The sequence below is a fragment of the Bacillus mexicanus genome, from assembly GCF_050445615.1.
In the GTDB taxonomy this organism is placed as follows: domain Bacteria; phylum Bacillota; class Bacilli; order Bacillales; family Bacillaceae; genus Bacillus; species Bacillus mexicanus.
In genome coordinates this window covers 1,534,905-1,547,707 of sequence record NZ_JBCEYV010000001.1, presented here as the reverse complement: position 1 = coordinate 1,547,707, position 12,803 = coordinate 1,534,905, and the positions used below count along the sequence as shown (strand labels likewise).

Below are 12,803 nucleotides of genomic sequence, written 5' to 3'. Positions count from 1 at the left end.
GAGTCCGACTCAGCAGTTTTTTAATGACAACATATTCACAGCCGCTTAGGCGCATACTACAGCAAAAAGGAAAAGGAGGAAAAACAGTGGGACAGCAGCATCAATTCAGGCCCGGACAGAAAGCGCCTAATAACGGGATTTACGTAGAAATCGGCGAGACAGGAAGTATGGTGAAAAATCCTCAAAAAATCAACCTGTCAGCAGGGGATATGTTCCCCGAAACATCAAATCACAATCGGCTGTGGACATATAAAAGAAAGCCGTGACCAAGAAAAAACCCAAAACAATAAATGTTTTGGGTTTTTGGCTTTTTAATGCTGGTTTGCATTTTTGTTCATAGGCATGATTTCTGCTAAAACGATGATTAAAACATACAGTACAACAGCAATGATAGATGATGTTTTAATATTGTATTCAGCGTTATTCATGCTGGCAACCAAATAACATGCCATATGTGATAAAAGGAACGTCCAAATAAAGGCAATAATATATCGCACGTTTCCACCTCGTCCTTCTCATTCTATTCTAAAAGCTATCATACCATACAAAAAGCGAAGGGGGAATCCAATTTTAGCAGAAAGTGAAGTGGCAAAAGAGTCTGATTCGTCACAATTTAATGGTAAAACATGAAATCATAATCAATATATTAGCCAAAACTGTAAAGGCTAGGACTTTACCTTATTCGTTTCTTTTCTTTTTACATAAGATAGCGTGAGATGAAGTGTGAAAGGAGGCGGGCAAGCGATGGGAATAACGGAAAGATTCTTTCAATTGGGAACGGAGCATAATGTCATTCATCTGCCCTATCGCCCGAACGGCTTTGGCATCTTTATCTTTGGGGACAGAACTCACTTTGTGGCGAATGATTCAAGCTTTTGGCTTCAGCATTACGGAAGAAATCAGCTGCTGAACATGCTGAGGAATGAAGGATATACCCTTTTTAACAGCAATTTGTTCGGAAGACATTGGGGTGCGGAAAAAGCGGTCACATATGCCAAGCAGCTGACACATTTCGTGCTGAAGCAGGGAATCCTCAATCCGAAGATTCATATTTTAGCAGAGGGAATGGGTGCTCTAGTGGCCGATGAACTGCTTCGTTTTTCCCCGGATCTTATCCGTTCAGCCACAATGCTGAATCCCTGTCTCGATCTTCAGGCACATTATGAATCAGAAAAAGAAAATAAATTTTTCTATAAGCAATTTTTAAAAGAAGTATCGGAAAGCTATGGCATTTCAGTAAAAGAAGCAGAAGTGCTCCGCTACAAAACAATTGAAGGCTATCCAAGCAATGTGCCTGTTCATATATGGCAGCGTATGACCGGAGCTCCTTATCCGTACAGCGTACATGCCGAAGCATATAAGAAAAAACAGCAAAAGCAAGGTTCACCGGTCGATATGACATTTCACCTATCTGAGCATCCAAATAGAATTTATGCGTCAATATGCAAATTTTTTCACAGTCATGAAAAAGAGTTGTAAAGAATACAATAACAGCAGCCTTCTATTTTGCGGAGGCTGTTTTTTGTATTGGGAAAAGAAAAACCGGAAGGGCGGCAGATACAAATGGAATCAACACTGATTATAGGTGCGGACGAATTTTTCGGCCTTTCATTATGCGAGAGGATGTTAAATGAAGGCATACATGTTGATGCCATTCTGACGGGAACAGAAGATGAAATGAGACAAATGTACTTAGAAGAAAGACTCATGTGGCTTGGGAGAAATGAACTCTTTCGCCAACTTAAGCACATTGAAGATCAAAAATATGATACAATTTGTATCCAGTTCGGAGACTGGTTGCCTTTAGACCAATTTGACTCTCCCTATATATTAGTATATGAACAAGATCGAAAAGAGTGGGAAAAACATGAAAAGAAGGGGACGGGAGAAACGGTGATCCTGCCGAAAATGTATGGTCCCTGGCAAGAAAAAATCGATGAAGACGGCTGTTACACGGACGATGTGGCTGACGAACTGCTGAGATTCCTGCTTAAACCAAGCCGTGATAGCAAAAATCAGTTTTTTGAGCTGCAAGTCACAGAAAAAACGTCAAAAGAAGAAGCGAAAGCAAAAATTTCCGACTGGAAAAGACAATTTTCATCAATTTTCGACAAATATTAAGAAATACCTTCCATGTTTCTGGTTTTCTAGATACAATAGGCGTAGAAAAATGATAGATGTTATAGCTTGTCAAAAGGGGTTGAACACGACTTGGTCACAAGGATTGTCATGATCTTTTCTGTCCTCCTTTTATTAAGCGGATGTGGACAAACTCCGTTTAAAGGAAAAATTGAGAAGGTCGGCATGCTCTTTCCTGATACGATTAATGACCTCGTATGGGGCACAAAAGGGTATAAAGGATTACTGAATATACAATCAAAATACAATGTGGACGTCTACTATAAAGAAGGCGTTAAAACAGATGAAGATATTATAAATGCGATTGAGGATTTCCATAAACGGGGTGTTAATCTACTCTATGGCCATGGGAATGAATATGCAGAGGTGTTTAACATGGTCAGTGAAGATTATCCAGATATGGAATTCGTGATTTCTAATGCGAAAGCGGAAGCGGATAATGTAACGAGTGTCCATTTCAGCGGCGAAGCAATGGGCTTTTTTGGAGGAATGACAGCTGCTTATATGTCGAACACGAATCAGGTCGGCGTGATTGCTTCCTTTATGTGGCAGCCAGAGGTTGACGGTTTTATCAAAGGAGCTAAATATGAAAATCCCGATATTGAAGTAAACACAAAATATACAGATCATTGGGATGATGATTCTATAGCAGTAAAGCTCTATCAGAAAATGAAAAACGAAGGTGTGGATGTTGTGTATCCCGCCGGAGACGGGTATAATGTTCCTGTCATTCAGCAAATCAAAAAAGACGGCTTTTATGCTATCGGTTACGTCACAGATCAATCTGATCTGGGCGAAAATACGGTATTAACCAGTACGGTGCAAAATGTGGACAAGGCCTATGAAATTATCGCTGAGCAATTCAACAAAGGCACCCTTAAAGGCGGCGATCATTACTACGACCTGAAAACGGGGGTTGTTGAAATGGGAACATTCAGCCCGCTTATTGATAAAGACTTTCAGCAAAGAATCGCTAAGCTGATCAAAACGTACAACAAAACAGGCGAACTGCCAAAAAACGAGTAATGGAGTGACGTCACATGCAACACGAAAAATCACTTGAGTTCCTGCAAATTGCTATGAAGTATTTGCCTGAAGCGAAAGAACAGCTTGAAAAATCAGGAATTGATCTGTCAATGGAAGCTTTACAGCCGTTTATGAATCTATTTACAACGGTAATGGCGGAAGCTTATGAGCTGGGCAAGTCTGACGCGAAATCCGAAACCGAATAAAAAGAAAGCCACTTTTTCGAAAGTGGCTTTTCACATGATTTTCTTTTTAATAGCCGAAAACATCGGCGCAAGCTCTTTTAAAGCAGGCTTGATTTGATCAAGAGAGTTCATAATTGAACCGATTTGATCCATGATTTGCATGTGATAAGTCGTCTCTTCTTCGTTTGTCTGGGAGACCTCTTCTTGCTGTTCTTCCTTCTCAGCTGTTTGTTTTGCGGAATCGCCGAACATCATCCTTGAAAACACATCCAACTGCGCACGCCCCCTTTCTGCATACCATACTCTATACTCTATGAGTGAGATGAACTGATAGTTTAGACGAATATATTGCCTTGTGAAAAAAAATAGGATAGAATTAGTACCTGATACTAATAATTGATCATAACCTGATTGATCTTTCTAAATTTACAATATAAAGGAGTCTTCCCTTATGAAAGCTGGATTACTTGGTGTTGGACGTTACATTCCTGAGAAGGTTTTAACAAATCATGATCTTGAAAAAATGGTTGAAACTTCTGACGAATGGATTCGTACGAGAACAGGAATCGAAGAAAGAAGAATTGCTGCGGATGATGTATATTCATCACATATGGCTGTTGCAGCGGCGAAAAAAGCGATGGAACAAGCTGGAGTCGCAGCTGAGGACCTAGACATGATTCTGGTTGCCACTGTTACACCAGATCAGTCATTTCCAACTGTATCTTGTATGATTCAAGAACAGCTCGGCGCAAAGAAAGCGTGTGCTATGGATATTAGCGCGGCTTGTGCGGGTTTCATGTACGGAGTGATAACAGGTAAACAATTTATCGAATCCGGAACCTACAAGCATGTTCTTGTTGTCGGTGTAGAAAAACTCTCAAGCATTACAGATTGGGAAGACCGCAATACAGCCGTTCTGTTTGGAGACGGAGCAGGCGCTGCGGTCGTCGGGCCAGTCAGCGAAGATAAAGGAATCCTTTCATTTGAACTAGGGGCAGACGGCACAGGCGGTCAGCACTTGTATCTGAATGAAAAAGGACATACAATCATGAATGGACGAGAAGTCTTCAAATTTGCAGTCCGCCAAATGGGAGAATCATGTGTCAATGTCATTGAAAAAGCTGGACTTTCAAAAGAGGATGTCGACTTTTTGATTCCGCATCAGGCGAATATCCGCATTATGGAAGCCGCTCGCGAGCGTTTAGAGCTTCCTGTCGAAAAGATGTCTAAAACCGTTCATAAATATGGGAATACTTCTGCCGCGTCCATTCCGATCTCTCTAGTAGAAGAATTGGAAGCTGGTAAAATCAAAGACGGCGATGTAGTCGTTATGGTTGGATTCGGCGGAGGATTAACATGGGGCGCCATTGCAATCCGCTGGGGCCGATAAAAAAAGGTGAGGTGCACACAAGATGAGTAAAAAAAGAGTAGTTGTCACAGGACTTGGAGCGTTATCTCCGCTTGGCAACGACGTCGATACAAGCTGGAATAACGCAATCAACGGTGTGTCCGGAATCACTCCGATCACTCGTGTTGATGCTGAAGAATATCCGGCAAAAGTAGCCGCTGAATTAAAAGACTTCAATGTTGAAGATTATATGGATAGAAAAGAAGCTAGAAAAATGGATCGTTTTACACAATATGCGGTTGTAGCTGCGAAAATGGCTGTTGAAGACGCGGATCTCGACATTAACGATGAGATCGCGCCGAGAGTCGGTGTTTGGGTAGGTTCCGGAATCGGAGGACTTGAAACCCTAGAATCTCAATTTGAAATTTTCTTAACAAAAGGCCCAAGACGGGTAAGCCCGTTTTTCGTGCCAATGATGATTCCTGATATGGCAACAGGCCAGATTTCTATTGCCTTGGGAGCAAAAGGGGTTAATTCTTGTACAGTTACAGCATGTGCTACAGGAACGAACTCCATCGGTGATGCGTTTAAAGTCATTCAGCGCGGTGACGCAGACGTAATGGTCACAGGCGGAACAGAAGCGCCGCTGACAAGAATGTCATTCGCCGGTTTCAGTGCTAACAAAGCGCTGTCTACCAATCCAGACCCGAAAACAGCGAGCCGCCCATTTGATAAAAACCGTGATGGCTTTGTCATGGGTGAAGGCGCAGGGATCATCGTTCTTGAAGAACTTGAGCATGCCCTTGCCCGCGGTGCTAAAATTTACGGAGAAATTGTCGGCTACGGCTCAACGGGAGACGCTTATCATATCACAGCGCCGGCCCAAGATGGTGAAGGCGGAGCGAGAGCAATGAAAGAAGCCATTAAAGATGCGAATATTGCCCCGGAAGAAATTGATTATATCAATGCACACGGGACAAGCACGTATTACAATGACAAATACGAAACAATGGCAATCAAAACCGTGTTCGGCGGGCATGCGCATAAACTTGCGATAAGCTCTACAAAATCGATGACAGGTCACCTCTTAGGAGCGGCCGGCGGTATTGAAGCGATTTTCTCTGTGCTTGCCATTAAAGAAGGTGTGATCCCGCCGACAATCAATATTCAAACACCTGACGAAGAATGCGATTTAGATTATGTACCTGATGAAGCCCGCAAACAGGATCTCAATTATGTTCTCAGCAACTCATTGGGATTCGGCGGACACAATGCTACATTAATCTTTAAGAAATATGAGTAATGATGACGCCAAACCGGCTCCCTTCGGGGTAGCCGGTTTTTTTTATGCGCATAGAATAAAAAGAGGAGGCGATCACATGAGTGTGGAACAAACAGATAACTGGTTCAGACAGGCTGCTTCAATAGATGATTTGGCCCATTACATTGTCCCCCTTTTTTCAGGTGCGGAAAAAAAGAACTGGAAAGGCATTCTCAGCCATCTTCAGCACCATGGAATGTTTAAAAACATAAAAGAGGGATCTCATACTGCTTTGAAGCTGAAAGAAAAAGGATTTTACGAACATATTCAGAAAGAAGAACAGTACCTGAAAAACAAATGGCACGGTCCTGATGTACCGATTGTCCCGCTGCCGGTTGATGAACGAAACAGGAGACTGCGTTTAGAATTCGGATCAAAAGCAGGACTCGCCTTTCAAGACAAAATGTTCCTTTTTCTTTCGTCAGAGCTTGATTTTGCATCAGTATCTGCCTTGATGACACATGAATATCATCACATTTGCCGATTAGATCATCTGACAAAAGATGAAAAGGATGTCACATTGCTTGATACAATCATCATGGAAGGTCTGGCAGAATATGCTGTATATGAGAGGTTCGGCCGAAGCCAAACGGCTGAATGGACATCTTGGTATACCCCCGAACAGCTGCAAGCTTTATACGAAAAAAAGATTGTACCCCATCAGGATATCAAACGGGACAATCGACTATTCTCCCAGCTGTTATTCGGCAAAGGACATCAGCCCAATATGCTTGGATACGCAGTCGGATTCAATATTGTAAAAAAGTATTTAACGGCCAACAAAGCCAACACAGCAGATGGGCTGTCCATTCCTACTGAAACCTTTTTGAAAGCAATTGTATAAAAGAATAAAAAATGAAATTTTGTTAATAATATTACATTTATCCTAAAAAATTCTTGATTTTGCAAAATGGTTGTAATAATATACAACTATAAATTTTTCGATAATTCAATATAATTTATTATTTCTGAATAAACGGATTGCTTTCTCTTGGATATGAATACATCAAGAGAGGGAAAGGGGAGTTAGCGTGAGCACACTTTTGGAAGTAAATAATTTAAAGACTTATTTTTTTAGAAAAAAGGAGCCGATCCCTGCGGTTGACGGCGTCGATTTTCACATCAGCAAAGGTGAAACCGTCGCGCTTGTAGGTGAATCGGGCTCCGGGAAAAGCATTACTTCATTATCAATCATGGGCCTTGTCCAAAGCTCTGGCGGAAAAATTATGGACGGCTCTATTAAACTCGAAGACAAAGACCTCACCTCATTCACTGAAAACGACTTTTGCAAAATCCGCGGAAACGAAGTATCTATGATCTTTCAGGAACCAATGACCTCCCTTAATCCTGTGTTAACAATCGGAGAACAAATTACCGAAGTGCTGATTTACCATAAAAACATGAAGAAAAAAGAAGCTCACCAAAAAGCTGTTGACCTCTTGCGAATGGTTGGTTTCTCGCGGGCCGAGCAAATGATGAAGGAGTATCCGCACCGGCTGTCCGGCGGAATGAGACAGCGGGTGATGATTGCCGTCGCACTCAGCTGTAACCCTAAACTGCTCATCGCCGATGAACCGACGACAGCACTGGATGTGACAATACAAGCCCAAGTGCTGGAACTGATGAAGGATCTCTGTCGGAAGTTCAACACGTCGATTCTTCTCATTACTCACGACTTAGGTGTCGTATCAGAAGCGGCCGACAGAGTGATTGTCATGTACTGCGGACAAGTCGTGGAAAACGCCACAGTTGACGACTTATTTTTAGAACCGCTGCATCCTTATACGGAAGGCCTGCTTACGTCGATTCCCGTGATAGATGGGGAGATTGATAAATTAAACGCGATTAAAGGCAGCGTGCCGACACCAGATAACCTGCCGCCGGGGTGCCGCTTTGCCCCAAGGTGTCCGAAAGCGATGGATAAATGCTGGACAAATCAGCCTTCGCTTTTGACGCACAAAAGCGGAAGAACAGTAAGATGCTTTTTATATGAGGAAGAAGGTGCCGAACAATCATGACAGCAGCTAATCCAGAAACAATTTTAGAGCTTCGCGACGTGAAAAAATACTTCCCGATCCGCTCAGGCCTTTTCCAAAGAAAAGTCGGGGATGTAAAAGCATTGGACGGTGTTTCATTTTCATTACATAAGGGAGAAACGCTCGGAATCGTCGGAGAATCGGGCTGCGGAAAATCGACTGCCGGCAGGACGATGATTAGGCTGTACAAACCAACAGAAGGCCAAATTCTTTTTAAAGGGCAGGATATTTCCAATCTATCAGAGGAGAAGCTGCGGAAAAGTGTCCGCAAAAATATTCAAATGGTTTTTCAGGATCCGTTTGCTTCTTTGAACCCGAGAAAAACGCTGCGTTCCATCATTAAAGAGCCATTTAACACACACCACATGTATACGATGCGCGAACGAAACGAAAAAGTCGAAGAACTGCTTGCGAGAGTTGGTCTTCACCCGTCGTTTGCCAGCCGTTATCCCCATGAATTTTCCGGGGGACAGCGTCAGCGGATAGGCATCGCCAGAGCGCTCACGTTACATCCAGAGCTGATTATTGCAGATGAACCGGTTTCCGCACTTGATGTATCTATTCAAGCTCAAGTGATTAATTTAATGGAAGAATTGCAGGAAGAATTTCATTTGACGTATCTATTTATCTCTCATGACCTAAGTGTCGTCCGCCACATCAGCGACAGAGTCGGAGTGATGTATCTTGGAAAAATGATGGAATTGACCGGCAAAAATGAACTTTACGACAATCCGCTCCATCCATACACCCAAGCGCTTCTATCGTCCGTTCCGGTTACAAGAAGAAAAGGATCTGTCAAACGTGAACGCATCGTCCTGAAGGGAGAACTGCCAAGTCCGGCAAACCCGCCAAAAGGCTGCGTTTTCCACACAAGATGTCCTGCCGCAAAGCCGATATGCAAGGAACAAATACCAGCATTCAAAGAAGCTGCTCCCAACCACTTTGTGGCTTGTCACCTTTATAGCTAATTGTTGCCCGCACAGCTTTGAGAGGGGGTATGCACTACATAAACAACAGCTGAGAAGAACGAACATTTCAAGAGGGGGAATATTGAATGAAAAGACGGAAAAGCGCACTGATGATGCTTAGTGTATTCATGGTTCTAGCCATCTTCTTATCAGCCTGCTCAGGCTCAAAATCAAGCAGCAGCGAGAAAAAACCAGCAGGAAAACCGCAGCAAGGCGGAGATTTGGTAGTCGGGTCAATCGGGGAACCCACGCTTTTTAATTCTCTGTATTCTACGGATGATGCAAGTACGGAAATTGAAAATATGCTGTACAGCTTTTTAACGAAAACGGATGAAAAACTAAATGTGAAAATGTCGCTCGCTGAAAGTATTAAAGAATTGGACGGCGGTCTGGCATATGATGTGAAAATCAAAAAAGGTGTTAAGTTTCATGACGGAAAAGAACTGACTGCAGATGACGTCGTATTTACGTACAGTGTCCCTTTAAGCAAAGATTACAAGGGAGAACGCGGCTCAACATATGAAATGCTGAAATCCGTCGAGAAAAAAGGCGATTACGAAGTATTATTCAAGCTGAAATATAAAGACGGTAATTTCTACAATAATGCGTTAGACAGCACAGCCATTCTGCCGAAGCACATTCTCGGTAATGTTCCGATTGCCGATTTAGAAGAAAATGAGTTTAACAGAAAGAAACCAATCGGTTCAGGTCCATTTAAGTTTAAAGAATGGAAGCAGGGCCAATATATTAAGCTCGAAGCGAATAATGATTATTTTGATGGAAGACCGTATTTAGATACTGTGACGTATAAAGTCATTCCTGATGCAAATGCTGCCGTTACTCAGCTGCAGGCAGGCGATATTAACTTTTTTAATGTGCCCGCCACTGACTATAAAATGGCAGAAAAATTCAATAACGTGAAAGTCGTTACTGATTTGGCATTAAGTTATATATATATCGGATGGAATGAAAAAAATGAACTATTTAAGGATAAAAAGGTCCGTCAGGCGCTGACAACTGCTCTTGACCGCGAGTCAATTGTCAACCAAGTATTAGATGGAGACGGAAAGGTAGCTCACATTCCGGAAAGCCCTTTATCTTGGAACTATCCTAAAGATATAGAAGTTCCAAAATTTGCGTATAACGAGAAAAAAGCGAAACAAATGCTCGCAGAAGCCGGCTGGAAAGATACGAACGGTGACGGCATTTTAGATAAAGACGGAAAGAAATTCTCGTTTACGCTTAAAACGAACCAAGGAAACAAAGTCCGTGAAGATATCGCTGTCGTTGTTCAAGAGCAGCTGAAAAAAATCGGAATTGAAGTAAAGACCCAAATTGTTGAATGGAGTGCTCTTGTTGAACAAATGAATCCTCCGAATTGGGATTTTGATGCAATGGTCATGGGATGGAGTTTGTCCACATTCCCTGATCAATATGACACTTTCCATTCAAGTCAAATCAAAAAAGGCTTAAACTACGTTTGGTATAAAAATGCCGAAGCGGATAAACTCATGAAAGAGGCAAAATCAATCAGCGACAGAGAGCAATATTCAAAAGAATATGAGCAGATTTATCAAAAAATTGCGGAAGATCAGCCGTATACGTTTTTGTATTACCCTAACAACCATATGGCAATGCCGCAAAATCTTGAAGGATACAAATACCATCCGAAGCGTGATTTATACAATATTGAAAAATGGTGGCTTGCAAAATAATTATCCCTTAAAGGGGAGGGAGAGCGTTTTCTCCCTCTTCTGTTTTTAATAAGGAAAGCAAAGGGGGACAAGTAATAATATGGCTGCATATATTATCAGAAGAACCTTAATGTCTATTCCGATTTTATTGGGAATTACGATTCTATCATTTGTTATCATGAAAGCGGCGCCCGGAGACCCGATGACGTTAATGATGGATCCGAAAATCAGCCAGGCTGACAGAGAGCAGTTTATTGAAAAATACGGTCTGAATGACCCTCAGTACGTTCAATATTTAAAGTGGCTCGGCAACATGGTGCAGGGTGATTTTGGAACATCTATTGTCAGAAAAGGAACCCCTGTTTCAGAACTGATTACGGCAAGGATGCCTAATACGCTCCTGCTGATGCTCGTTTCGACGATTATGGCCCTTATGATTTCTATTCCATTCGGTGTTTTGTCGGCAAAGCGGCCTTATTCAAAGCTCGACTATGGCATTACGTTTACCTCATTTATAGGTCTGGCTATACCAAACTTTTGGTTCGGATTAATTTTGATTATGGTGTTATCGGTAAATCTCGGCTGGTTTCCAACCGGCGGTGTCGAGACGCTGAATGCCGATTTCAATATATTTGACCGGATTCATCATTTAATTCTGCCTGCATTTGTATTAGCGACAGCTGACATGGCCGGACTGACGCGATACACGAGATCCAATATGCTTGATGTATTAAATCAAGATTATATTCGTACAGCGAGAGCAAAAGGGTTTAAAGAGAACAGAGTGTTATTTAAACATGGATTGAGGAACGCATTATTACCCGTCATTACGATTTTCGGTTTGATGATTCCTTCATTTATTGGTGGATCTGTCGTTGTCGAACAAATTTTCACTTGGCCGGGGTTAGGAAAGCTGTTTGTTGATTCGGCATTCCAGCGTGATTATCCGGTTATCATGGCGATGACTGTCATCTCAGCGGTGCTTGTCGTTATTGGAAACCTCGTTGCAGATATCCTTTATGCGATTGTTGATCCGCGGATCGAATATTAAAAGGAGGGGAAACAGAGATGTCAGAGCTGCATACAACTCCCTCGCCGGAGATCAGGCTGAAAGAAAGTATTTCGAAAAAACCAGAAACGATGATCAAGATATTCTGGGAGAAATTCTCGAAAAACAAGCTGGCCATTCTAGGTGCTGTCATTCTTTTTATCATCATTATATCTGCTATATTCGCTCCATTAATTGCGCCATATCCCCAAGAACAGCAAAGCCTGCTTGATAAATATAAGGCACCGAGCCTTGAGCATTTGATGGGAACCGATAAATTTGGACGTGATATTTTCAGTAGGATCTTGTATGGAGCACGTGTCTCTTTATTGGTTGGTTTTGCGTCTGTAGTCGGTTCGATTTTGATCGGAACAGTTTTTGGGGCGTTAGCGGGATATTTCAGAGGAATAGTTGATGCTGTCATCATGCGTCTGGTCGACATTGTATTATCTATTCCAGATATTTTCTTGCTGATCACGCTGGTCACGATCTTTAAGCCAGGGGTGGATAAACTGATTTTAATTTTCTGTCTCACAGGCTGGACCACGACAGCACGGTTAGTAAGGGGAGAGTTCTTGTCACTTCGTTCAAGGGAATATGTTCTCGCCGCTAAAACAATTGGAACAAAGACTCATAAAATTATTTTTTCGCATATCCTGCCAAATGCTTTAGGACCGATTATCGTCTCGGCGACGCTGAAAGTAGGTACTGTCATTCTTGCTGAATCAGCATTAAGTTACTTGGGCTTCGGAATCCAGCCTCCAATCGCAAGCTGGGGAAACATGCTTCAAGACGCACAGAATTTCACAGTAATGATTCAAGCATGGTGGTACCCATTATTTCCCGGGCTATTTATTTTAATGACCGTTTTATGTTTCAACTTTGTTGGTGATGGTCTGCGGGATGCGCTTGATCCGAAACATATTAAATAAAAATGAAAATAATATTTGTTATAAAATATAACGGAAAAAGAAGAAAAACAGGTCTCTCTTTGTTAGAAAATATACAAATCGGTATGCTCCTTGTGATGTTAAGATC

15 protein-coding genes are annotated in these 12,803 nt (G+C 42.1%); 13 read left to right on the top strand and 2 right to left on the bottom strand.

Annotated elements, in window-relative coordinates; translation table 11 throughout:
• The first annotated feature begins 86 nt into the window (after nt 1-86).
• Complete coding sequence (locus tag AAGG74_RS08380) at nt 87-266, top strand: YjzC family protein (RefSeq protein WP_162101961.1); 180 nt, start codon at nt 87-89, stop codon at nt 264-266.
• A gap of 45 nt (nt 267-311) precedes the next feature.
• Here AAGG74_RS08380 and AAGG74_RS08375 read toward each other — a convergent pair whose 3' ends face one another.
• A complete protein-coding gene (locus tag AAGG74_RS08375; protein ID WP_162101960.1) occupies nt 312-497 on the bottom strand; it encodes a YjzD family protein in 186 nt (61 codons plus the stop codon).
• Nucleotides 498-744: 247 nt separating this feature from the next.
• On the opposite strand from AAGG74_RS08375, the gene AAGG74_RS08370 reads away from it, so the two are divergent.
• The 4 genes from AAGG74_RS08370 to comZ all read left to right on the top strand — a co-directional run bounded on the left by AAGG74_RS08370 (nt 745) and on the right by comZ (nt 3,371).
• A complete protein-coding gene (locus AAGG74_RS08370) occupies nt 745-1,479 on the top strand; it encodes a hypothetical protein (protein ID WP_162101959.1) in 735 nt (244 codons plus the stop codon).
• Nucleotides 1,480-1,563: 84 nt separating this feature from the next.
• A complete protein-coding gene (locus AAGG74_RS08365) occupies nt 1,564-2,121 on the top strand; it encodes a hypothetical protein (RefSeq protein ID WP_162102180.1) in 558 nt (185 codons plus the stop codon).
• A gap of 90 nt (nt 2,122-2,211) precedes the next feature.
• Complete coding sequence (gene med, locus AAGG74_RS08360) at nt 2,212-3,165, top strand: transcriptional regulator Med (protein WP_162101958.1); 954 nt, start codon at nt 2,212-2,214, stop codon at nt 3,163-3,165.
• Nucleotides 3,166-3,179: 14 nt separating this feature from the next.
• Nucleotides 3,180-3,371, top strand: coding sequence for a ComG operon transcriptional repressor ComZ (gene comZ, locus AAGG74_RS08355; RefSeq protein ID WP_429675076.1), 192 nt, complete (start codon nt 3,180-3,182; stop codon nt 3,369-3,371).
• 30 nt (nt 3,372-3,401) lie between these two features.
• Here the strand turns inward: comZ and AAGG74_RS08350 are convergent, their stop codons facing one another.
• Nucleotides 3,402-3,605, bottom strand: a complete 204-nt coding sequence (locus AAGG74_RS08350; RefSeq protein WP_162102179.1) for a hypothetical protein — start codon at nt 3,603-3,605, stop codon at nt 3,402-3,404.
• A 196-nt stretch (nt 3,606-3,801) separates the two neighbouring features.
• Here AAGG74_RS08350 and fabH point away from each other — a divergent pair, with 196 nt between their 5' ends.
• The 8 genes from fabH (at nt 3,802) to appC (ending at nt 12,697) form a co-directional block, all read left to right on the top strand.
• Nucleotides 3,802-4,740, top strand: a complete 939-nt coding sequence (fabH, locus tag AAGG74_RS08345; RefSeq protein ID WP_162101956.1) for a beta-ketoacyl-ACP synthase III — start codon at nt 3,802-3,804, stop codon at nt 4,738-4,740.
• A 22-nt stretch (nt 4,741-4,762) separates the two neighbouring features.
• Nucleotides 4,763-6,001, top strand: coding sequence for a beta-ketoacyl-ACP synthase II (gene fabF / locus AAGG74_RS08340; RefSeq protein WP_429675075.1), 1,239 nt, complete (start codon nt 4,763-4,765; stop codon nt 5,999-6,001).
• A 76-nt stretch (nt 6,002-6,077) separates the two neighbouring features.
• Nucleotides 6,078-6,863 (top strand): DUF2268 domain-containing putative Zn-dependent protease, encoded by a 786-nt coding sequence (locus AAGG74_RS08335; protein ID WP_162101954.1) that lies wholly within the window; start codon nt 6,078-6,080, stop codon nt 6,861-6,863.
• 187 nt (nt 6,864-7,050) lie between these two features.
• The gene (gene appD, locus AAGG74_RS08330; RefSeq protein ID WP_429675074.1) at nt 7,051-8,037 is read left to right on the top strand and encodes an oligopeptide ABC transporter ATP-binding protein AppD; all 987 of its coding nucleotides are present in this window, start codon (nt 7,051-7,053) and stop codon (nt 8,035-8,037) included.
• Nucleotides 8,034-9,023, top strand: coding sequence for an oligopeptide ABC transporter ATP-binding protein AppF (gene appF / locus AAGG74_RS08325; protein WP_429675073.1), 990 nt, complete (start codon nt 8,034-8,036; stop codon nt 9,021-9,023). The genes appD and appF overlap by 4 nt, the downstream gene beginning before the upstream one ends.
• Before the next feature lie 86 nt (nt 9,024-9,109).
• Nucleotides 9,110-10,738 carry a peptide-binding protein gene (locus tag AAGG74_RS08320; protein WP_429675072.1) on the top strand — a complete coding sequence of 543 codons (1,629 nt, stop codon included), beginning with the start codon at nt 9,110-9,112 and terminating at the stop codon, nt 10,736-10,738.
• A 79-nt stretch (nt 10,739-10,817) separates the two neighbouring features.
• Nucleotides 10,818-11,768 (top strand): oligopeptide ABC transporter permease AppB, encoded by a 951-nt coding sequence (gene appB / locus AAGG74_RS08315; protein ID WP_225494178.1) that lies wholly within the window; start codon nt 10,818-10,820, stop codon nt 11,766-11,768.
• 17 nt (nt 11,769-11,785) lie between these two features.
• Nucleotides 11,786-12,697 (top strand): oligopeptide ABC transporter permease AppC, encoded by a 912-nt coding sequence (appC, locus tag AAGG74_RS08310; protein ID WP_162101949.1) that lies wholly within the window; start codon nt 11,786-11,788, stop codon nt 12,695-12,697.
• Nucleotides 12,698-12,803 lie beyond the last annotated feature (106 nt).